The organism is Oceaniferula marina, assembly GCF_013391475.1.
Taxonomy (GTDB): Bacteria; Verrucomicrobiota; Verrucomicrobiia; order Verrucomicrobiales; family Akkermansiaceae; genus Oceaniferula; species Oceaniferula marina.
On sequence record NZ_JACBAZ010000002.1, the window covers coordinates 195202 to 216676 of the forward strand.

Annotated in this window: 15 protein-coding genes; all 15 read right to left on the reverse strand. The window is 53.0% G+C overall.

Features of this window, described 5'->3' with window-relative positions; all coding sequences use genetic code 11:
- Nucleotides 1–15: 15 nt before the first annotated feature.
- Complete coding sequence (locus HW115_RS05405) at nucleotides 16–3402, reverse strand: glycoside hydrolase family 88 protein (RefSeq protein WP_178931578.1); 3387 nt, start codon at nucleotides 3400–3402, stop codon at nucleotides 16–18.
- A gap of 384 nt (nucleotides 3403–3786) precedes the next feature.
- Nucleotides 3787–5250: a sulfatase gene (locus tag HW115_RS05410; RefSeq protein ID WP_178931579.1), complete on the reverse strand. Its 1464-nt coding sequence runs from the start codon at nucleotides 5248–5250 to the stop codon at nucleotides 3787–3789.
- 153 nt (nucleotides 5251–5403) lie between these two features.
- A complete protein-coding gene (locus HW115_RS05415; RefSeq protein WP_178931580.1) occupies nucleotides 5404–6165 on the reverse strand; it encodes a PEP-CTERM sorting domain-containing protein in 762 nt (253 codons plus the stop codon).
- 323 nt (nucleotides 6166–6488) lie between these two features.
- On the reverse strand, nucleotides 6489–8633 hold the full coding sequence (locus tag HW115_RS05420) for an alpha-L-fucosidase (protein ID WP_178931581.1): 2145 nt from the start codon (nucleotides 8631–8633) through the stop codon (nucleotides 6489–6491).
- 30 nt (nucleotides 8634–8663) lie between these two features.
- Nucleotides 8664–9461, reverse strand: a complete 798-nt coding sequence (locus tag HW115_RS05425) for an alpha/beta fold hydrolase (protein ID WP_178931582.1) — start codon at nucleotides 9459–9461, stop codon at nucleotides 8664–8666.
- A gap of 82 nt (nucleotides 9462–9543) precedes the next feature.
- Nucleotides 9544–10668: a glycoside hydrolase family protein gene (locus HW115_RS05430; RefSeq protein WP_178931583.1), complete on the reverse strand. Its 1125-nt coding sequence runs from the start codon at nucleotides 10666–10668 to the stop codon at nucleotides 9544–9546.
- A 1-nt stretch (nucleotide 10669) separates the two neighbouring features.
- The gene (locus tag HW115_RS05435; protein WP_178931584.1) at nucleotides 10670–11719 is read right to left on the reverse strand and encodes an alpha-L-fucosidase; all 1050 of its coding nucleotides are present in this window, start codon (nucleotides 11717–11719) and stop codon (nucleotides 10670–10672) included.
- A gap of 173 nt (nucleotides 11720–11892) precedes the next feature.
- A complete protein-coding gene (locus HW115_RS05440; RefSeq protein ID WP_227021300.1) occupies nucleotides 11893–13530 on the reverse strand; it encodes a sulfatase-like hydrolase/transferase in 1638 nt (545 codons plus the stop codon).
- Nucleotides 13531–13556: 26 nt separating this feature from the next.
- Nucleotides 13557–15029, reverse strand: coding sequence for a sulfatase (locus tag HW115_RS05445; protein ID WP_178931585.1), 1473 nt, complete (start codon nucleotides 15027–15029; stop codon nucleotides 13557–13559).
- Between the two features lie 98 nt (nucleotides 15030–15127).
- Nucleotides 15128–15817, reverse strand: coding sequence for a PEP-CTERM sorting domain-containing protein (locus HW115_RS05450; RefSeq protein WP_178931586.1), 690 nt, complete (start codon nucleotides 15815–15817; stop codon nucleotides 15128–15130).
- Between the two features lie 11 nt (nucleotides 15818–15828).
- Entirely contained in the window at nucleotides 15829–17370 is a 1542-nt protein-coding gene (locus HW115_RS05455; protein ID WP_178931587.1) for a LamG-like jellyroll fold domain-containing protein, read from the reverse strand.
- The gene (locus tag HW115_RS05460) at nucleotides 17367–17906 is read right to left on the reverse strand and encodes a sigma-70 family RNA polymerase sigma factor (protein WP_178931588.1); all 540 of its coding nucleotides are present in this window, start codon (nucleotides 17904–17906) and stop codon (nucleotides 17367–17369) included. The genes HW115_RS05455 and HW115_RS05460 overlap by 4 nt, the downstream gene beginning before the upstream one ends.
- Before the next feature lie 296 nt (nucleotides 17907–18202).
- The gene (locus tag HW115_RS05465; RefSeq protein WP_178931589.1) at nucleotides 18203–18874 is read right to left on the reverse strand and encodes a PEP-CTERM sorting domain-containing protein; all 672 of its coding nucleotides are present in this window, start codon (nucleotides 18872–18874) and stop codon (nucleotides 18203–18205) included.
- Between the two features lie 8 nt (nucleotides 18875–18882).
- Nucleotides 18883–20478 carry a LamG-like jellyroll fold domain-containing protein gene (locus tag HW115_RS05470; protein WP_178931590.1) on the reverse strand — a complete coding sequence of 532 codons (1596 nt, stop codon included), beginning with the start codon at nucleotides 20476–20478 and terminating at the stop codon, nucleotides 18883–18885.
- An 18-nt stretch (nucleotides 20479–20496) separates the two neighbouring features.
- Nucleotides 20497–21027 carry a sigma-70 family RNA polymerase sigma factor gene (locus tag HW115_RS05475; RefSeq protein ID WP_178931591.1) on the reverse strand — a complete coding sequence of 177 codons (531 nt, stop codon included), beginning with the start codon at nucleotides 21025–21027 and terminating at the stop codon, nucleotides 20497–20499.
- Between the last annotated feature and the right edge of the window lie 448 nt (nucleotides 21028–21475).

Here is a 21475-nt window from a genome sequence, read left to right on the forward strand (position 1 = left end):
TTGCCTGTTTTAGTTTTAATCGCGCTCTTCGGTGATTCCGCAAATATCGAGTCGATAGTTGGTGAAGCTTTTGAGATCGCCTTGCCCCCAAAGAATGATGCGTTTGCCGCCCGGGTTGGACGGGATCACGGGGCGGAGGTTGTCGACATCGGAGTTTTTGGTGATCGCTGTCCATTGCCAAGTTTTGCCACCGTTGCGGGTGGTTCCTTTGTAGAGTTCCCAGTGGCGTTTTTGATCGGCATTTGAGATGAGTGCTTTGCCAGTGACTGGGTCGGCATTGGTAGAAATGACCACCGTATTAGGGTCGTCAGGATCGAGGGCGACGAGGCCGGTGTAATCACTTTCCGAGCTGTACAGCATGGTGCCGGCGTATGCCATTTCGTGACTGTGCCATTGTTTGCCATCGAAGCGAGCATACCAGTAGCGGTGATCATTACAGGTGTTTTTATAGCGTTGCTTACGGGTTGCCTTGCCATCGATTTGTACAGAAAAGACGGTGTAGGGGAGACCCTTGGTGTCGAGTTCCAAATCGACGGTCCAAGCGACGTTATCGATGCCGCCTTGATAGACTTTGGTAAAGGACTGAGGGGTGAGGCGTTTGGCATCTTTGGATGCAGGTTGGCTGAGAACCGAGCCGGTGGAGTTATGCAATTTTCCGGCGCTGTAGTATCCGTGATAGATTGAGTTGTCGTAAGCGCGGGGGTGGTCTTCGGTGGTGACAAAATGAATGCTGTCTTTGTTGTTGGATGCGTATCGTAGATAGGGGCGTGAGCCGTCAACGCCTGTGTGGTTAGGGTCGCCTTTGTAGTCGGATTTTGCCCAATGGAGAAGCCGCCATCCTTTTTTCCATGATTTGCCATTGTCATCGGAGATGGTGCAATTGGGATTGTAGCCGATGCTGCGCGAGAAGTTGTAAATCTTGCCATTTTCTTCAGAGAGCCGAAAGACATTGGAGTATGTGTAGGCAGCTCCGGTATTGAGTGATTGTTCTTTAGTCCAGCTAGAGATGTCACCGGGTTGGGTGGTATGGCGCCAGCGTTGCAGTCGGTCACTTCCGTGTTTTCCATAGACGGCAAGGATGGTGCCGTCGGGTTTTTCGAGTAGTCCGGCGACGTTGTGGTCGTCACGTTGGAATTGGTTGTGGAGTTCGAAGTGAGTGACTTCACCGGAGTTGGGGTCCCAGGAGGTTGCCCAGAGATCTCCGGCATCGTGTCCGGCGTAGGTATCGCCGGCGATGGAGGTAAAGAGGACTTTACCGTTTTTGGTGACAATGGCGCGTGGTCCTTGGTACCAGCACCATCCGCCGTTAGGTTTGATCCGGGTGGCTCCCGGAACACCTTTGACCGGGACCGGTTGGAGTGGGTCCAGCGGGATTGGGAGTTGGTGAACGGTCAGCGATTGGCTGTGGTCGGCAAAAGGAGTTTTGAGGAATGTCGCTGCAAATTGATCCAAGTAGCTGGTCCAGAGTTTGGCGTTGGTGATTTCCCCTTGTCCTTCCCAGCCATAGCCGCTGAACCAACGGATGTAGCCGGTATCGTCTGTTTTGGCGATGCAGAGTGCTTGTTGTTGCCCCTTGGCGTCCGTATGGTTGATCATTTTACTGACGGAGGCAGGATCGACGATGATACCTTGTCCGAATCCGAGACCATCGAGGTTTTCCCAGAGGAGCATCTTACCTTGTCTGGGTGAAAAGGCAGCTTTACTCTGTTTGTCCTGAGGATTGAGACCAATGGCGACATGGAATGAGGCAGGTTTGCCATCGAGGGTGAAGCGCGATTCACATTGGAACAAACGCTGCCCCATGATGATGGTGATCCGCTTGCTTTCCCGAAGAAGCTTTCCTTGAAACTTGCTGGTGTAGTAGAGGTCAAAGATGGCACGCTCAGGTGATTGTTCGATGACTTTATATCCGACGAAGGTATTGGAATTATGAAGTTTGCCATCGGTCCAGAGCGCGATGCCACCGCAACCGCGGGTGTTGCCTACCTTGTAACCATCGTAGCCTTCACCGTGGTCGTGGTGGTAGCTTTTGTTGACATTACCGTAGGGGAGGACCTTGGCATCTTCCAAGTACCATTTGTCGACGACCGGGGAGGGCACGCGTTTGAGCCAGGCATCAAAGCCGCTGTCTTCGGTGCCGGAGCGAAGCGCGGCGCCATAGGTGCGGAAGGCGATGAGATCATTTTCCCAGGCAAAGTCGTCTGAGCGTTCCGGGACAAATCGGGCAACGACGCGAGGTTTGGCATTGAGGAACGGGGCCTTGATTTTCGCACCTTGGTAGGAGGTCAGGCCCTTTTTTTGTTTACTAGGATCAAGGCCGCGAATGATTTCAGCGCCTGCGAGCAGGAAGGCTCCCGAGCCATAGACTTCGGTTGATCTTGGACCGGCACCACCCGGGGCTTCGCCAATTTTTTGCACGTATCCGAGCATCCCGGTGGCTTGGATATTTTGGCAGAGGGCATTCCAACCTTTGATGACGGCGGGTTGGAAGGTATCGGCGGGAAGCAGCCCGCGGTTAACCCCCCATGCCATTCCGTAGACAAAAAAGCTGGTACCGCTCGATTCGCCAATGTTCCCTTCAGGGTCAAGCAAACTGGTGCGCCAGAGTCCGTCGGGGTTTTGCAGCTTGAGCAGCGCATGCATCATGTCGTGATAGAGCGCGAGGTATTTGCCGCGGGATGGGTGATCGGCAGGTAAGTAATCGAGCATGCGGACAAGTCCGCCGATGACCCAGCCATTGCCACGTGCCCAGAAGATTTTGCGCCCTGTTTCCGTACGTTTTTTGAAGTACTTGTTATCGCGGTAGTAGAGGTGGGCTTCGGGGTCGTAGAGAACGTCGGTGGTGGTCCACCATTCGCGGTCCGCCCATTCGAGGTATTTGGGATCTTTGGTCAGGCTGGAGAGCTGTGCCCAGACAGGGGGAGACATAAAGAGGGCATCACACCAGCACCAGGTGAAGGTTCCGCCGGAAACCGACGCGGGTTGCTTTTTCGACAGCACCTTGAGGAGTTTTGGGAAATGGTCAATACTGGGCTGGAGCCGTTGTTTCTGATCGGGTTGCAGGGTGTAGAGGTCGAGCCAGGCTTGCAGGACGGCATGGTCATCGGCATGATAGACACGTTTGCCCGGACCAAAGTTGATTTGTTTGCCAAATCCCGTGACGACATCGAGATAGCGTTTCTCTCCTGAGACTTGGTGCAGGTTGGTCAGCCCGATGAAAAAGGGTGCTTGGGTCCAATCGGATACGCGGTGTCTGGAAGGGTTGGCAATTTGCCAGTCGGCGACACGTTTCATATCGCTGAGCACCTTGGCAGGAGTGGGTGTCGGTTCTTTGGCGGTAGCTGGGATCGCTGTGGCGAGGGTTGCTCCCGCAAGAAGCGTGAGAAGAGAGTAACAATGCATGAGGACTGGAGTGGTGGGTTGTTGATTGGATGAGATAGTTCTCTCAGAGAGTGAGAGTGTCAGAGGAGCTACGTGTATAGCAAAATGAAGTTATCGCATCAAATGCTTGTTTGTCGCTATATTACCAGTATTTGGCTAAGTAATGATTTTGATGACGCAAATTTACTGAACGTGAAAAAGAGTGGCGGATGATGGTTTGGATACGGGGGTGTTGATATGCAGCGTTGCTTGAATGGCATAAAAAATGCCCAATGGCGCAAGCGCAGCATTGGGCATGAGTCGTTTAAAATCGATCAATGGCGGTTATTTACGCCGTCTCAAGGCAAAGGCGAGTCCTCCGAGCAAAAAATCGGGAGATGATTTTTGCCGTGTGGCTTCGTTGGTTTATGGCTTGAACTTCGGGTTCAGTTGGCTGGGAACTGGTGCCTTGGTTTGTTTGCGCCAGGATTTCAGCATTCCGAGTAGCTCTTGGGTTTTTTCCGGATGGCTGCTGGCGAGGTTCTTTTGTTCTCCTTCGTCTTTGGCGAGGTTGTAGAGTTCGAGGTCTCCATTTTCGAAATACTCGATGAGTTTCCAATCGCCGTGGCGGATGGCGGAGCCCGGTCGGGTTCTGAAGATGCCGTCCTGACAATCGCTGTTGCCTCCTTGGAGGTAGATTGGAAAATGCCAGTAGAGGGCACGGGAGGCCAGCTTGCCACTGCCGGTCAGTTCGGGCAGTAAGCTGAGTCCGTCCAAGACCTTGCCTTTGGGTGGCTTTACCTTGGCGGCATCGAGCAGGGTAGGGAAAAAATCGATGCCTACGACGGGTGTCGGGTTTTTACCAGCCTTCACCTTGGCGGGCCAGCGGATCAGGAAGGGTTCACGGATCCCGCCTTCGTAGTAGGCGCCTTTTCCGGCGCGCAGGGGTTTTTGTTGGGAGAGTTTATAGACCCCTCCGTTGTCGGAGGTGAAAATGACGAGGGTGTTGTCGCTGAGCCCTTGTTCGTCCAGGGTTTTCATCAGCCGGCCGATGTTATCGTCCAGGCTGGAAATCATGGCAGCGTATTCCGGGTTTTTCTGGCCGGATCCTGGTTTGATTTTCTTTTTGAAGTGCTCGATTTTTTCTTTTTTCCCTTGGATGGGGGTGTGGATGGCAAAGTACGGCAGGTAGAGGAAGAAGGGGCGCTTACTTGTGTCTGAGACGTAGCGGATGGCTTCATCGGTGAGGCGGTCGGTGAGGTAGACGCCGGGCTCTTTTTCTTCGAGGTTGGGGTATTTGAAGGGGGAGTGGTAGCCACCGTTGTAGGGACCTCCGGCCTGGGTTCCTCCGATGTTGATATCGAATCCATTTTTCAGCGGGTCTTTGGTGACGTGCCATTTCCCCATGGTGGCGGTGTGGTAACCGCCGGCTTTCAGGGCGTCGCCAATGGTCGGATTATCGTTGCTGATATGCAGGGTGTTTTTGGTGGGGATGAGTTTACGGGTGCTGGCTTTTCCCCGGTCGGAGTTGTTGACGGTGTAGACGCCGTGGCGTGGCGTCCACTGGCCGGTCAGGCAGCAGGCCCGGCTTGGGGCGCAGTTGGCGGCCGGCGCGTAGCCGTTGGTGAAGTTCATGCTTTGGCTGGCAAAGCGATCGATGTTGGGGGTTTCGTAAAACGTGCTGCCGTTGTATCCGAGGTCGGCCCAGCCGAGATCGTCGATGTTGATATAGATGATGTTGGGGGGAGTGACCGCTTGCGCTCCCTTGCGGTCGTCCGCTGTAGATGCTTGCACTCCCTTGCGGTCGTCCGCTGGGGAGGCTTGTATCAGCAGAGAAGACAGGGAGAAGAGTCCAGAGGTTAGAATAAGGGACGAGATGAGACGTTTCATGATAGAACAAGTGTGTGAGCTTTGAATACGCAGGTGGCTTGAGCATGTTTCACCTGTTGATTGGCAACATGGATCTGTAATGCTGGGTAGAGGGCAAAAGAACAGCCTACCGAGAGCATTCGGTAGGCTGGTTTGTGTTAAAAAATTCGTGGATTAGCGGCGGCGGCGTAGCAGGAAAGCGATCACTCCGAAGGCACTCAAGGCCGCAGTGCTTGGTTCGGGGACAGCGGTGATGCTGAGGGTGGTGTCTGCACCTTCGCCGAAGCTGATGTATTCGTTGGCTTGGGCGTTGGCATTACCGGTGACGGCGATGGCGAAGATGTCACCGGTGTCATTGCTTGTCATACCGTCAGGCATGAGGAAAAGGAAGGACCACGTGTTGTTGCCAGCATTGAAGATGCCAGGCACGATTGTGCTGCCATTGCTTACGGCCTGCGTTGCTTTATCAGCGGTGGCCCACCATCCGCTCGTGCCGGATGCGGCGGTATCTACGCCGTAGAGCACGGCGAGCGGGGCGAACCCCGGCTGGTTGTTCGGTCCGAGGGCTGAGACCTTGAGCTGTAGGGAAATGGCGATGCTTTGGGCAAGGTCGGAAGTGGATGAAAAAGCGTCGTTGGCATCATTATTGATGATGGTGCCGATTTTGGTGGTGGCGGCAGTACGCCAAGTTGATCCGATATCGCTGCCGGTTGCTGCTGCTGAATTGCCCGACCCCCAGATGTTATTATCACTGGCGTTTGAGCCGATGTTCGCGGACGTTGATGCGTTGATGTCGGGTTTATAATAATTGCCACCTGAAACGACGATCAAGTGACCGCCCGTGTTGCCGTTATTATTGAGTTGGATGAGTGCGGCGTGGCACGGTTGGAGTGTGGCAGCGGCGAGGCTGAGACTGACAAGTGGGGAAATACGCATGACGGAGTAAGCAGTGGAATACTTGAGTTAAGTACAGGACCGCTGAGAAGGTCAAGGAGGAAGTCGGGCCGATGCTTATGGTTAATCCATTCTCCCGACGCAGCACCACTCAAATGGTATTATACCACTCCGTAAAACAGACGAGACGATTGATCATTGTTGAGGTATTTGGAAGAGCACTGCGTGATCCATGAGAGTTCCGGATGAATGACTCCTTTGGCTTTGTTTCTCCTTAGTCATGGTGCCCGCACCATTTCTTCGTCGCGCCTTGCCAAAGAACTCATTCATCTCGGCAATCGTCCCGTCTGTTTTGCTACTTGGTATTAATCTGATATTGAGTCCGAGGGCTTGGCGAGCAAGCCAAACTCGCAGAGTGCGGCGCAGCTGTTGCCGTCGACGGCGCGTTCTGCCACCCATTTGACATAACGCGCGCGCTGTGGTTTCTGGAAGCTTACTTCTTGCTCGATCGGATTGTTCTTGATGTTAGAAAACTCTCCGCTGCTTGCCAGTTTCCAGTCTTTGCCGTCGTCGCTTACATGGAGGCTGTATCTGTCCACCAGGCCGATGCTGCTGCCATCGTGGCGAGGCATGGCGAGGAATCCACTCAGGGAGTGGGTTTTTCCGAGGTCGATGATGAACCAGTGGGGTGGAGGGACCCGGCCACCTTTGCCATGGGTGTGCCACATGCTTTTCGAGTCGCCGTCGATGACGCGATTGATACCAGCTGCTCCTTCGTTGGCAAAACTGCTGCTGATGACCTTCCAATTGGTTTTTGGCAGGCCGAACGTTTGCTGGACGATGTCTGTCTTGAGCTTGCTTGCGGGGTCGTAGGCGTAGGATCTAACCCTTCCTCCCAGCGGTAAGGTGAAGGGTTTTTGATAGAGCTGAAATGCTCCCTGGTTGAGGGCGTAGTGGATTTCAGCACCCTTTGGTCCGATGATCGTGACCTTGCCATCGCGGTTGGAGGCCAGTTTGGGTTCGGTCATGATGGCGGGTGCGTTGTAGAGACCGATATGTGAGATAGCGAGACAGGGAGCGTCTGTTTCGAATTGAACTCTTACCTTGGAACTTTGCACTGCAGGGAAGCGCAGGATACGTTTGTAGCCGATGGTGGTTCCCTCTGTTGTTTGGACCCAGCCTTGCTTTTGCCATGTTTCGAGGGTGAAACGGTGCACACGCTGACCTAGGGGGATGTGCTCCTGAAGCACCAAGCGGTTGAAGCGGGTTGGTTGTTTGAACTCCAGGGTAACATGGGCCGTGGATACGCCATCGTCACTTGCCCAGTAGGATTTGAGGTCAGGTGATAGAAGGTTTCCTGGCGCGTAGTCGGGGTGTTTTTCCCGGATGTTGGATGTGGTGATGATTGCTTGTTTTGCCAGATTGGTTGTCAATTCGCGGTCGAGCTGCTTTTTCTGGGCGAGCATCGCGCGCGCATCTCTTTCTGGAATCCGTCCGTCCGGACCAATGGAGAGTCCCAGGTTGAAGCTGGCATTACGACCAACCGTTGTGTAATAGAGATCGACAAAGTTAGACAGTGTGCGGGGGCTTGACTTTGGGTTGTAGTACCATTTTTTTGGATGAAGAATGGTGGTGTCTGCTTCTGCCGGGATCCAGTGTTGCCCGTCCTTTTCACCGATGCCGTATTTCTTGGGGTTGTATTGTTTGATGTCGGTGTACCGGCACCAGTTTGTGGTCCCGGCGACACCTTTCTCATTGCCGACCCAGCGGCAGGCGTCTTCGGTGAATTCATGGCCGAAGAAGATTGTTTGGGGCTGATGTTTTTTGATCAGCTGATATACTTTTTCGTATTGATAGTAATCTTTTGGGATCGAGCGTTTCTCTCTGGCGCCGCCGTAATAACCGGTGCCGCCGTTGGCTCCGTCGAACCAAACTTCGAAGATCTCGCCGTAATGGGTCAGCACCTCGCGCCATTGTTCATGGTAGTCTTTGATGTAGGCGGGTTTTCCGTATTCGCTGTGGTTTCGATCCCAGGGGGAAATGTAAACGCCGAGCTTGAGTCCGTATTTTTTGCAGGAGGCGGAGAGGTCGGCGAGAACGTCACCTTTGCCGTCTTTCCAAGGCGATGAGGCCACGGTGTAATCGGTGGTTTTCGATGGCCAGAGGCAGAACCCGTCGTGGTGTTTGGCGACAAGAATCAAGCCCTTCATGCCGGCGTCCCTGGCGACCCGTGCCCACTGGTCGGTGTCGAGATCAGACGGGTTGAAGAGCTTGGGTGAAACATCGCCATAGCCCCATTCCTGACCCGTGTAGGTATTCAGTCCGTAGCAAATCAGGCCGTAGTATTCCATCTGGTGCCATTTGGTTTGGTTGGCTGTTGGCACCGGTCCGTAGGGTGCGGGTGGGGCCGCCGTCGTGTGGGCTGTAGTACTGACGAGAAATGAGGTGAGTAAGCTGGCGATGATTCGCTTACTTTGGATAGCTCGAAAAAAGGAGATGTTTGTATTCATCTTTTGGGTGATTGCGGGATGATTAATGATTTATTTGGAGTTCGTCAGGCAGTTGCGGCTGATGAAGTCGGCAAGGTAGGTCGGGTCTTCGAGCGGGAAGTGGTGGCCATGAGCTTTTGTCGGCTGCTGGAGGTTGGGGTGGACGGTCATGATACCTCCGAGCGAGGTGTAGTGGTTGAACAGGCGCAAGGTGTTTTCCGACGGTGGCACAATCTGGTCTGTCAGACTGATGACATGGAGGAAGGGAACGCGGGCCTTGGCCAGCGGTTCGAGATTGTCCAGAGGGTTGTCATCCCATGCCATCAACCCCGCCTCATCTGTGCCATACGCTTGTATTGCTTGTGTCCAATCTTTGGGACTTCCCTTGCCCTCGCCCTTGCCTCCCGGCCAGCTTTTGATATCGCAGACGGGCACTTCGCCATAGATACAGGCAACTTTTTCTGGGTTCTTTTTTGCCCAGTTGTGGGCGATCAGTCCACCTCTGCTGACGCATTCCAGTGCTACCTTTGCTGCGAGCCGATAGGTGGATGTGACTTGTTGGTAAAACTGATCCCATTGTTTAACAGCGGCAGGTGAGCCGTAGAGGTTGGAGACATCCGTGTAGGCTACATGGAAGCCGCGCTTTAAGAGGATAAGATCGACTTCGGGGTGGTAGTCTGGGAACCGGGCACGCCAGACCCAGGGCCTTCCCGGTGCTGGCTGTTTCGGGATGACGATATGGCCTTTTTTGTCCGCTGTTTTGAGAATGTCTTTTTGATACCCGTGCCATTGATCCGCTTGTGCACATGTAACGGATAGAATGAGGCAAGAGAAAATGAGTTTGAACATGGTGGCTGTTTTGTTTGGATCGGTTTAACCGATCGAAGTTGGGAGCCCTTATCGAACTCCACCTTGATTGAGAGTGAAAAAATTAATCTTCATCCGCCAAGGGGATGTGGATATTGAAGCTTTTTCCGCTGTTGCGAACCGGGGACTGCAAGGCGCAGGCCGCGTAGAGCATGATGGGTTTTCCTGCTTCATCAAAGAGGAGTTGGGGCCGCTCCAGGTGGTGGACTTTACGTGTGCTTCCTTCTTTCCAGGTGATGCGCAGGTCGGAGGCCAGCAGATGTTTGGCGTGTTTCCACTGGATGCCGTCTTCGGATTCAAACAATGCCATTGAGGCACCTTTTTTGGTGATACTACCGTTGAAGTCTTTGACCAGGCAGAAGAATTTTTGTCCTCGTTGATCGAACCAGATGTAGGGGTCTTCTGCATATCCCTTGAATGCCTCACCCGGGTGGAAGGTAAAGGGGCCGGTGGGACTGTCTCCAATCGCTACGGCGTGGGTCATACCACCCTTGGGTTTCCAGCTTTTGTACATCAGGATATACTTGCCATCGGCGCGTTGGTCGATGCTTGGGTTGACGACGATGGTATTGGCGGGGATAGGGTCGTTGATGTCACCGTATTGCTCACCTTTTTTGACGAAGCGGCCGAAGCGTTTGACTGGTTTGAGGATCGGTTGATCAAAGCGTTTGAATTTGCCTGTTGCCAGATCTTGCAGCGAGTTTGCTACCAGCACCCCAATGCATTGGTTGGCAACAACATGATCACGAGATCCGATCATTTTTTTCGAGTAGGGGTCGTGGCCCGCCGTGTAGTAAAGGTAGAACTTGTTGCCGAATTGTTTGAGGTGCGGATTGTAGACCGAGGCTCCGTCCCATGACTGAGGTTTGTCCTCGTGTTTACGGCCACGCAGGATGGTGCGGACGTGTTTGAACGGGCCGTCGGGGGCGTCTGCTACGGCGTAGCAGATTTCGGCATCGACGACCCAGCTGGTGGCCCACGGTATGGACTTGGGCCAGCGGCAGTAGAACATGTGATATTTACCGTCGTCTCCCTTGAGAACGGCGCTGCCCCAGGTGGACCAGTCCTTGTGCTCCAGCTTGCTGTGCAGCGGCACCGGCTGGATCATTTTTTGAAAGTTGTATTCCGGGGCTGCCTCCGCTGATGCAAGTGTGGTGGCGAGCAGCAAGAGGGTTGGGATGGCTTTCATGTTATGGTTTGGTAGAAGGAGGTATGGCGGAAGGAGTCTTTTCCTTACGGATGTACTGGCCGACGGTCTTCAGTGTCTTGATATCGATCTCGCGCAGTTTGCCGCTGCGGTCCGGTCCGATGTTCAGGGAGAAGATATTGCCGTATTTGACGGCGCCCAGGTAATCTTGATAGATTTTGTCAGGGCTGGCTGCCTTGTGGTCGTTTTCCGGCAGCGAGTAGAACCATTGGGCACCACGCATTTTTTTTCGATTTTGCCCTTCCAGAATCGGGTAGGTGAATTCCGCAACCTTGAATGCGGAGTAGCTGGTTTTGTGGTGGTTTTTGCCGTGTGCCGCAGTTTTGTCCCCGATGGCGCCGGGGCGTCCACGTTCGCGCAGGTTGAGTCGGCCTGCGGTTTGGCCGGTGTTGAATCCACAGAACGTATTGGGCTGAAATTGATGAACCCACTTGACGGTGTCCTGGTGGCTCAAACCACCATCGTTGACTGCGTGGTCAAACCAGAAAAACTCAATGGGCCCGTAGTTGGTCAGCAGCTCCTTGAGCTGGGCTTTTTTGGCCTCGGGGTTGGGGACGGACTTATGGATGCCTTTATGTTTCGGGTTCCACGACCAGTCACCTTCGGAGTAATAGAGTGCGAGCTTCAGGCCGTGTTTGTCACAGGCTTTGCGTAGTTCCGCCAGAATGTCCCTGCCTTTGAGTGCCGGGGTGTTGGACACCTTGCGATCTGTGGTCTGGGTGTCCCAGAGGCAGAAACCGTCGTGGTGTTTGGTCAGAAAGAGGATGTAGCCCATGTTGGCATCCTTGGCGGCTTTGCACCATTGTTCGGGGTCGGCCCCGGTTGGATTGAAGAAGGAAATATCTTCCACGCCAGGGGTCCATTCGTAGCCGCTGAAGGTGGAGAAGGACCAGCAGACGAACATGCCCCACTTCATGTCCTTGATTTGTTGAGCCCGCACGGAGTCGTCGAGTTTGCTTGGATTCGTTTCCGAAGCAGATGCTGAGCAGAAAAGAAGGGCGGAAAGTAGACAGGTGATCGTTACCTTATTCATATCGCCGCTGAGACTAGCATTTCTTCCCTCGGCTTTCCATGGAGATTATTGTGTTGATTTTGTATTATATTGATACGCCGTGATCGGTGTGTGATTAAAGATTAAAAAATGCTGGGTGAGGTCGCCCATTTTCCGGTTTGTGTGAAGCTTCCTCCTTAATCGTGGCTTTCTTTTTAGAGATTCAGACCCTCATACCGCTGTCTCAGCTTGGCTTTGTATGTTGGGTTTTCCATGGCTTTGACATGGGTGTCTGGTGGGAGGTTTCCTCCTTTTGCTTTTCGGACGAGTTGGTCGCAGCGTTGGCGGTATTTTTCCAGAGTGCTTTGATATTTTGGATTCGGCGCCAGGTTGTGAGTTTCACCTGAATCTACTTTTAAGTTGAAGAGCTCCTCATAGATGGGTTTTTCTCCGCGTATGGATGCGACCAGTGACAGGATATGGTGTTGGTCTTTCTTTTTGTCAAAGTAACGGATGTATTTCCACTCGCTGCTGCGCACTGCTTCCATTCTCGGGTAGTTTTGACCCATGAACATGTTTTCGCAAAAGAAGTCCTGGCGCCAGGAATGGGAGTCTCCTTGCAGCAATGGTTTTAGGCTTCGTCCTTGCATTATTTCAGGGATGGGAAGACCGGCTAAGTCGAGGATGGTAGGAGCCAGGTCAACGCTGAGTGCGAGTTGTTCGACACGGGGTGCACGGTCTTTTTTGATGCGCGGGTCATAAACGATCAAGGGTATGTGCAGGGACTCTTCGTAGAGGAGCACCTTGCCGCCTAGCCCGTGTTCACCGTGTTGAAGACCGTGGTCTGAGGTGAAAATGATGATGGTATTGTCTGCAATACCCTGCTTTTCAAGAGTCGCCATGAGTTTGCCCACCAGTTGGTCGATGCCTGTGACCGTTTGGCAGGTGCGGACTTGGCGTTCCCGGAGGGTGTTTGGGGTTTGGACGTAGTTGTATTGGCTGATGTATTTGCCGTTGTAGACATGGCGTGGGATCCTTGGAACCCGGATGTCTTTCTTAGCGATGTAGGTGTCCGGTTGTGGCATCGCATGGATTTGATCCCGGTAGGCGCTTCGGTAAAGCGCAGGGTCGCTAGGTTTGAGTTTCATGCTGCCGGTTCCTGCTCCGTGAGGAAGGTTGAAGTTGACCTGCAGGGAAAATGGCCGGTTTTTTGGTCGGCTTTGCAAAAACGATTGGGTCTTGGCGAACTCGGGGTTGTGAGCAAAAAACTGATCGGTTCCCTGCTGGAGGATTTCAATCTGGGTATCCGCTTTGGCATGTCGGAAGATTTTGTGACGTTGCTTGGGGTAGAAGCCAAGGTGCCCGTGTCCACCGTACCAGAAGTCAAATTGACTATCCATGTGGCCGCTTTTGTATCCAGTTCCACGTTTGCTCGAACCAATGGGAACATGGTTTTTTCCGATATAACCACAGTAATATCCAGCTTGTTTCAGTAACATCGGGTAGGTCTGGGAAAAGGCCTTCTCCGTCATGGCAGAGTCGGAGCCAAAGGTCACACCGTGGCGGCGTTCATATTGCCCGCTCATGATGCTTGCCCGGCTGGGCGTGCATGCTGCGGAAGTGACAAAGCCATGGGTGAACAAGGTTCCTTTGGTTGCCAGTTTGTCCAGATTAGGCGTTTGGACGATCTGGTTCATACCCATGCATGCGAGGTAGTCGAGACGCATGTCATCAGCGAGAATCAGCACCACATTGGGTTGATTGCTGGACGTTTGTTCCGCAGCTGCGGAGTTCAGGCAGAGTAGAACTCCAAAAAGAGGCACAATCGATATCTTATACATAGGGCGGAGCATGCTTATTTGGTAAATCGGCGCATCCACTAGAGCGCTTTGTCGGGCAGAGGCACGGGTTTGTTGCTTTGTTTATCGATTGGTAAAACCGCTTGGGTGTCCTTGAGGTGTTGGGTGAGAATTTTTGAAAGTTCGCTGACTTTTTCCGGCATGGAGTTGGCGAGGTTGTTTTTTTCGCTGAGGTCTTGTTTGAGGTTGAACAGTTCGAATTGCTGGCTTGTGTGGCGGTAGATGAGTTTCCAGTTGCCGAGGCGCACCGAGCTGAATGGGGGGACGTCGTAAAAATTCGGGTAGTGCCAGAACAGTGGGCGAGAGGCGTTGATTGGTTTGCCACTGAGTAAGGGAACGAGTGAGATGCCATCGTTGGGTGGAATGGTTTCGGTGCCGGCGGCATCCAGAAGGGTCGGGAAAATATCATCGATGATGACGGGGGTATCATTGCGTTTCCCTTTGGGGGTTTTGCCGGGCCAGTAGGCAATCATGGGGACGCGGGTGCCACCTTCGTAGGCTCGCACTTTGTGACCTCGCAGCGGATGGTTTTGCGGGCATTGGCTCGGAGAGCCGTTATCGGACATAAAGATGATCAGGGTGTTGTCACGAATGCCAAGATCCTCGACGGTCTTACGCAGATCACCGAGTGATTGATCCATTCCGTAGAGCATGGAGGCGAGCACCGCCTTTTGTTTCGGCCAGCCTTTGTTGGAGAACTGATCCAGAAATCGGCGGTCGGCTTCCCATGGGGCGTGTACGGCGTAGTGGGCCATATGAAGGAAAAACGGCTTCTTTTCTTGAACGGATTGTTGGATGGCGGCAATGGATTCGCGGGTGATCGCTTCGGTAAGATTAATCTTTTGCCCGTGGTATTTTTCCAAGCCGGGGACGTCCCAGATTTTTCCACCGCCGCGCCAGGCGGCTGAGAAATTTTTATCGCCGTGGTAGGAGCCGGGGCCACCCATGTAGGATCCGGCAATATTCACCTCGAAGCCGAGATTTTTCGGATCGGCTCCCGGGGTGTCTTGGGCACCAAAGTGGGCTTTGCCTGCGTGGATCGTCCGGTAGCCATCCTGTTGCAGGACTTGGGCAAGGGTAACGGATTCAAATGAATGGGGGATGTTGTAGCCCAGTGGTTGTAGCCCGTTGAGGTTCCAATTGGCACGGCGGAAGTCTTTGTTGTTGCGTTCCGGTGAGCGGTCTTTTCTCAAGGTCCAGCAAGTGACCCGGTGGCGTGCCGGGTTGGCACCGGTGAGCAGGCTGACGCGGGAAGGTGAGCAGACGTTATGGGCGTAGGCATTGGTGAGCACCAGTCCATCGGCGGCCAGCTTTTCCATGTTGGGGGTCTTATAATCGCGATTGAGTGGGGTGGTTTCGGTGTGGAAGGGAACGGAAGTTTCCTGCCAGCCCATGTCATCGACGAGGAAGACGATGATATTCGGCTTGGCGGATGCGTGCAGCTTGGCCAATGCGAGGCAGAGAATGATGCCGAGTTTGATCGTGGTTCCCATGGTCTAGACAATACGTGTTCGATCGGCTTGTTTGTCCAAAAAAAACCGGATGATGCCGAGGCATCATCCGGTGAGAGAAGCAAGGAATCGAGGCTTGTTTACTTGCGGCGGCGCAGGATCAGCGCGAGACCACCGAGACCAAGCAGCGCGGCTGATGAGGGCTCTGGGACGGCGGTGTGGTTGATGACGAGGTTGTCCATACCGATTTGGCCTCCGTTGACTTGGTCAACGAGGGTAACGCGCACGAATAGTTCACTTCCAGAGTTGGCAAAGGTGCCTGATGCGGTGTTGACCCAGGTTTCTTGAGTTTGTGCGGCAACATCTACAGTCTCACTCCAAAGGGAGGTTGCAGCATCAGAGTTGCCGTCGAAAACTTCGACGTTGGCAGTGAAGGTGCCGCTACCGGCGGCAAGCATGCGGTTGAGGTCAAAGGAGACGTTGACGGTTCCCGCACTGAGTCCGTTGATGGTCTGGGAGAAAATAGACGTTGCATCGGCATTGGTGGTAAGGAAGGTATTGCCGTCGGTCGGGGTTTGAAAGGGGACGTTGCTTCCATTACCAGTGTGGAATGGTGCTGTTCCTCCATTGGCGAGGGCTAGACCGTTGTTGCTTTCAAGTGTCCAGCCCGTGAGTCCGGCCGCCGCTGCCCGATCCCCCCATGCTGTGCCAGCCTGAGGCGTAATCGCAACGGTGGTGTTTTCGAATGAGCCATTGACAATGACGTTGGCGGCTGAAGCACTTCCGATGGACAGAAGGCTCCCGAGTAGGATGGATGGGTATTTCATCATAATGTTCTGGTTTATTGTGGGTATTGGTTGTTTTCCATTAGGTTTTTGATTTCTGGGGCCTCGAGCACCCCTTCAATCAGATAGAGTTCGTCGATTGCCCCCAGCATGACCGGCCCATTTTGTGGGGGCTGAAATCCGAGAGTGGTACCAATTCTAGCGGAGTAAGAAAGATGGCTGTCGGTGACGGTGTTGGGCGTGGTCAGTGGCCGGTTGTGGTCGCTTGCCCAGACAACGTTTTGTTTTTTACCATTCAGATAGAGTTCGACACGTGGGGTGTTGTTGTCATCCATGGAGTGCACGCAAGCGACGTGGTGCCACTTGCTGTTGGCGATGTTGATAGAGTCAGCATAGAAGCCGCCATTGTAGCCAACCACCACCGGTCTTCCCATGCGGTCGATGGCGAATTTCCATTTGGTGTAATGGCCTTGTTTTCCTGGTTGGTTGACTCCCCAGGCGATTAGACTGGATCCTCCATGGCGTAGTGCTTTGGCATCTAATTTAACCCAGCAGGCGACAGTGCGCACTTTATTGCCAGAAACCCCTGGCCATGAGGTGACCAGGCTATCGCTTGCGTGTTCGGTGAATCGGGCGGCCGAACCGAAGGGACCATCGCATTGCATGGTGGCGGCATCTTTGGAGACCGGCTTGGCATGTCCAAGATGACTTTGGGGATGATTTCCCAGAGAGGGAAAGCCGCTTGATTGCACCTGATCGAAACTCCAATGCATATAGGGCAGGGATTGGGGGAGTTCGTTCGCAAATTGATTGTTTGCGCTAGGAATGGGGCTGAGGCGGCCAATGGGGTCGATACGGCTCGCCTGGCCGGCCGTGAGCGTGGCGGATTCCTTGCGGACGCGCAGGGCGGTGACCTGAACCTTTCCCTTCAGCACGTGGACTTCATCGTGATCGTTTGTTTTTGCCAGCACGCCGAACTCGGTGCCGAGGTCGACGATGTTGAGGTCTCTGGTTTTCACTTGGAACCCTTCAGCCCCTTTGGGAACATGGAACCAGCCGGTGCCTTCGGCGAGGTAGAGTCGGTCATCGGCATGCAAGGTGAGGTCGGCAGGAGCGGTGATGATGGATTTGACTCCGGAGGCAAAGGTGAGTTCAAGGGCTCCCTGGCTGAGTTGGAGGCGTGAGCCGGGCTGCATTGTCTGGCCGTTGGGCTGATCTTCCGCTCCATCGTGGGTGATGGTGAAGAGGCTGCCCGGGGAGGTTTGGAAGGCGAGCGAGGGTGGCGTTTCCGGATCGACAAAAAACAGGCGCATGGTAATGAGCCCGATCACAAGGATCGCGGCGGCGGAAAGCAGGGCCACTTTCATTGTGCGGCGTTTCTGACGGGTTACCACTTGGTCGATGGAAATCACCGGCGTGAACTGAGCCTGTTCAGCAGCATCCAAAGCCACCATGTTCGCTAGATCGACATAGGCCAAATAGAGCTTCATCGCTTTCGGCTTCGACTTGATCTCAGTGGATATAAGATCGTAGTCGTCTTGGGAAACATTGCCATCGACCAAATCTTGGATTTTGGTTTCCAATTCATCTGGCTTCATTTCGAAGCTCCTTCCCAGGCAAGGCGTTTTTCAATACACAGCCTCAATTTTTTACGTATCCGATGTGTTGTTACACGTAACGACGCCGCGGTCAGGCCGAATTTCTTCAATCTGGAGTCCAGACTTTCTTGGTTATAGGAATAGGCGTGGATGAGATCCCGATCACGCGATTTCAGGAGTGCCATGCATTGCGCCAGGGCCTCCCTTTTTTGTGCAAACTTGTCAACTGAGTTATGTTGATGGGCCTGTGCCACGGCGTCCAAAAAGTCTTCATCGAGATTGATGCAAGAATCGTGTTTATGACTAGCCCAGTACTGGCGAACCTTGTTTCGAGCAATTCCGCTGGCCCATGGTTTAAAATCCATCTCCCAGTTATACTTCTTCCTTTTTTCCCAAAGGATCACATTGGTATCCTGCAAAATATCATCGACGTCCTGATTGCCCGGCAACATGGCGGCAATCAACCCTCTCAACACCGATTGGTGGGTTGTGATGAGCCTGATAAAGTCGCTTGTATTCCCAGAGGATGGTTTCATGACGTTTTGACGTCTAAAAATACGTCAATTCATCAAACTATTCATCACTAAGGCCGAAACGTTAACAACATTTTTCGAGTTTTTATGGAATGAGTCGGGGAAGGCTCGAACCCAGCACTTGCATTTATTCGAGGGCGACTCGGAAGAAGGCCCGTGGATCACTTGGGTTACCTACGAAGTAGCTTGGCCAATGCGAGGCAGAGAATGATGCCGAGTTCGATCGGCTTGTTTGTCCAAAAAAACCGGATGATACCGAGGCATCATCCGGTGAGAGAAGTAAAGGAAATGAGGCTTGTTTACTTGCGGCGGCGAAGAAGCAAGGTAACACCACCCAGCCCAAGAAGAGCTGCGGAGGATGGTTCTGGGACTGCTGTCACTACTGCGCTGTAGGTTGGATTACGTGTTTCGGTAACTGTCCCACTGGTTTTCAGCATAGCGGAGAGAGTAGTGTTATAGTTAGTTGCTACACGCCTTAGTGTGTGAGTTTGATTTTCAATACCAGTGATAGCGCTTGTCCCTTCTTGAAAAACAAAGTAACGGACGTCGCCACCAGAGCCAGCGTTTGCCTCGGGTGTAACCGTTATGCCTGTGAAAGTCCAAGTTAACAGATTGATGCCCGTGGCGGTAGCTTCGTTTTGTGTCTGATCTGACACACCCTGAAAACCGGAGAGAACACCACCTACGAAGCTCGTGTAAACCCCGAGATAAGCATTACTGTCAAGATCTCCGCTTTCCTCTAAGGTGAGGGAGTTAATGCTGTAAGTAGTTGTCGTAAGTAGATCAGGGCTCCAATCGGCAGTTAAGCCAGTGGTAGAATCAAAATCGATCGCTACTCCACCCGTTGAATCGTAGTTACCAGTGCCTGCACCCAGCTCCACCGATACTGTGGATACCGTGGCGGCGCTGGCGCTGCTCGCTGCTGCTATTCCTAATGCCAAAACGACCGATGTTATTTTTTTAAGTTTCATGCTAATGCTTAGTTTGTGGTTTTTCTTTTGCTTTTAATCGGAGTGCTCCCCGTGGTTTTCTTAACGTAAGAAAGTTGTTTGGTGTAGAATTGACGAGCTTGCTCAGCGGTCAAAGCGCCATCAAAAACATAAAGTTCATCAAGGTCGGCTTTTAGATATCGGCGTCTGTCAGCAATGCTTGAATGGCGGATCGTAACCCCCATCGATAAGGGAAGCGCATCAGCCGTGTAGGTAGTTGTATTGATAGGATCACCCGTTCTCGCCCAGAACCGTGACTCAACCTGTTGACCGTCAACAAAGATGCTAATAACAGGATCACCTTGCGCATCAGTTCTACCATAATCATTTAAGATCACATGATGCCAGCGTTCAGGAGTCAGCACTGGGAATGTATTGATTATAGTTGTACCCCATGAAATTGAAACTCGCCCCTTTTGATCGGATGAGTTCTGCCTAACCACCACCTCCCACTTGTAATTCTCCCTAGAGTTGTCGCCCCATCCTATAATTGCAGCGAATTCTTGTGGTTGTCCACCCTTGGGAAGCTTGATCCAAAAGGCAACGCTTCGAGGTTTCACACCACTAAAGCCAGGCCAATTCGTTGTGACATGTTGTCCGTTGCTATTTAATCGAAGAGCCTCTCCGCGCCTACCTTTACAGCTCTGAACGGCACCATGATATTTACTGATCACCTCGGAAGCAAGCGGATGATTCCCATCCACCTGAGGTCCATCCACTTCGATACCTTGTTTTTGATCAAAGCTCCAATGAAGGAATAGCAGTGATTGAGGTAGCGAGGTGAGAAATGCAGATGGTTTTGATTCGATCAGGGTCAGGCGCCCGACGGGGTCGATACGGCGCGCTTGCCCAGCGTCGAGAGTCAGCGTCTCTTTGCGCACCCTGAGGGCGGAAACTTCGACTTTTCCTTTCAGCACGTGGACTTCATCGTGATCGTTTGTTTTTGCCAGCACGCCGAACTCGGTGCCGAGGTCGACGATGTTGAGGTCTCTGGTTTTTACTTGGAACCCTTCAGCCCCTTTGGGCACATGGAACCAGGCAGTGCCTTCGCCGAGGTAGAGTTGATCTTCCGCATGCAGGGTGAGGTCGGCAGGAGCGGTGATGATGGATTTGACTCCGGAGGCAAAGGAAAGCTCGATGGCTCCCTGGCTGAGTTGGAGGCGTGAGCCGGGATGCATCGTCTGGCCGTTGGGCTGATCTTCCGCGCCATCGTGGGTGATGGTGAAGAGCGTGCCCGGGGAGGTTTGGAACGCGAGTGAGGGTGGCGTTTCAGAATCGACAAAAAACAGGCGCAAGAGGACTGCGGAGAGCACCAGAATGGCAGCGGCTGAGATCAGGGCGATTTTGATTTGCCTGCGCTGTTGTTTTTTGAGGATTTGATTGATGGGGATAACGTTTGACGATGTAAGAGTGTTGGTACCGGCAGCATGTTGCTCGAGCGTGTTTTGGACCTGGATGTATTGTTTGTAGGTGTTTCGGGCCTCTGCATTGTCCTTCAGTTCCTGCTGAAGCTTGGCAAAATCCTGCTCGGAAATGACTCCTTCGAGGAGGTCATTGATGGATTCTTCCAGTTGGTTGCGATGCATGATGGTTCAGGGCGGAAATTAGAGGGTGTCGAGCTTGAGCTTGCGCACCATGCAGCGGCGCAAGGAGGTGCGGAGACGATGTAAGGTGACCCGTAAGGCGCCGGCGGATTCGTTGTGTGCCTGGGCGTATTCCTGCAGATTGCCGCCCTGGTAATAGCGGTGCCTGAGCAGTTGGGCGTCTTTTGGCCGGACTTTACTCAGACAGGCCTCAAGGGCTTCCTGCATGGCTTCGGTGTGTTTGGAATCCTGATCGGTTTCTTCGACGAGTTGGTTGCAGAGCTCTTCATCGAAGACCAAGTGCCGATCTTTTTTGAGTTTGCGCAGGTGCTCGAGGATTTTGAACCGGGCGATGGAAAACGCCCAGGCGCGGAAGTTGCTTCCGGGTTCGAAGTCCTTCATTTTTTGCCATAAAACCAGATTGATTTCCTGCAGGACGTCGCTGACTCCCGGCTGGCCGGGCATCATGGACAGGATCATGACGCGTAGGGCCGACTGATGGGAGGTCAGTAGCTGGACAAAGTCTTGGGTTTGTTTTGCGTCGAGGCTCATAGTGGCATGCACTTATAAAATGATGCCTTTTTGCCCGAACGTTAGCAAAAAACATTAAAAACTTCAGAATGCTCGCATTGCGGACAAAAAAAACCGGCTGACGCAGGAGCGCCAACCGGTGGATGAATGGTGGTGTTTATTCGCTCGAAACTGGGATTCCACCATGTTGCGGGCCATGGTAAAGATCCGGGCATGGAAATTGCTGCTTTTTTCGAAGTCGTGCATTTTTTCCCTGATGACGACGTTGGTATTTTGCAGGACGCCTTCGGCACCGTCGGATCCCGGTATCAGCGAGACGATACAAGCACGTAGAGCTGATTGATGCTCCAACAGCCGCTTAATGAACGTGTTAATTTCAGGTGGGTGGAGGTCAGGCCTAGTAAGGAATGAATCCTCAATCGTTTTCTCAACAAAAAGATGAGAAAAAAGTGAACTTACTTCCTGCGGC

Coding starts and splice junctions, on each gene's coding strand:
- HW115_RS05420 (WP_178931581.1), bottom strand. CDS start 8,633: ATGAATACAAACATCTCCTTTTTTCGAGCTATCCAAAGTAAGCGAATC.
- HW115_RS05460 (WP_178931588.1), bottom strand. CDS start 17,906: ATGAAACCATCCTCTGGGAATACAAGCGACTTTATCAGGCTCATCACA.
- HW115_RS05435 (WP_178931584.1), bottom strand. CDS start 11,719: ATGAATAAGGTAACGATCACCTGTCTACTTTCCGCCCTTCTTTTCTGC.
- HW115_RS05405 (WP_178931578.1), bottom strand. CDS start 3,402: ATGCATTGTTACTCTCTTCTCACGCTTCTTGCGGGAGCAACCCTCGCC.
- HW115_RS05475 (WP_178931591.1), bottom strand. CDS start 21,027: ATGAGCCTCGACGCAAAACAAACCCAAGACTTTGTCCAGCTACTGACC.
- HW115_RS05470 (WP_178931590.1), bottom strand. CDS start 20,478: ATGCATCGCAACCAACTGGAAGAATCCATCAATGACCTCCTCGAAGGA.
- HW115_RS05445 (WP_178931585.1), bottom strand. CDS start 15,029: ATGGGAACCACGATCAAACTCGGCATCATTCTCTGCCTCGCATTGGCC.
- HW115_RS05440 (WP_227021300.1), bottom strand. CDS start 13,530: ATGCTCCGCCCTATGTATAAGATATCGATTGTGCCTCTTTTTGGAGTT.
- HW115_RS05450 (WP_178931586.1), bottom strand. CDS start 15,817: ATGATGAAATACCCATCCATCCTACTCGGGAGCCTTCTGTCCATCGGA.
- HW115_RS05410 (WP_178931579.1), bottom strand. CDS start 5,250: ATGAAACGTCTCATCTCGTCCCTTATTCTAACCTCTGGACTCTTCTCC.
- HW115_RS05465 (WP_178931589.1), bottom strand. CDS start 18,874: ATGAAACTTAAAAAAATAACATCGGTCGTTTTGGCATTAGGAATAGCA.
- HW115_RS05455 (WP_178931587.1), bottom strand. CDS start 17,370: ATGAAGCCAGATGAATTGGAAACCAAAATCCAAGATTTGGTCGATGGC.
- HW115_RS05425 (WP_178931582.1), bottom strand. CDS start 9,461: ATGTTCAAACTCATTTTCTCTTGCCTCATTCTATCCGTTACATGTGCA.
- HW115_RS05430 (WP_178931583.1), bottom strand. CDS start 10,668: ATGAAAGCCATCCCAACCCTCTTGCTGCTCGCCACCACACTTGCATCA.
- HW115_RS05415 (WP_178931580.1), bottom strand. CDS start 6,165: ATGCGTATTTCCCCACTTGTCAGTCTCAGCCTCGCCGCTGCCACACTC.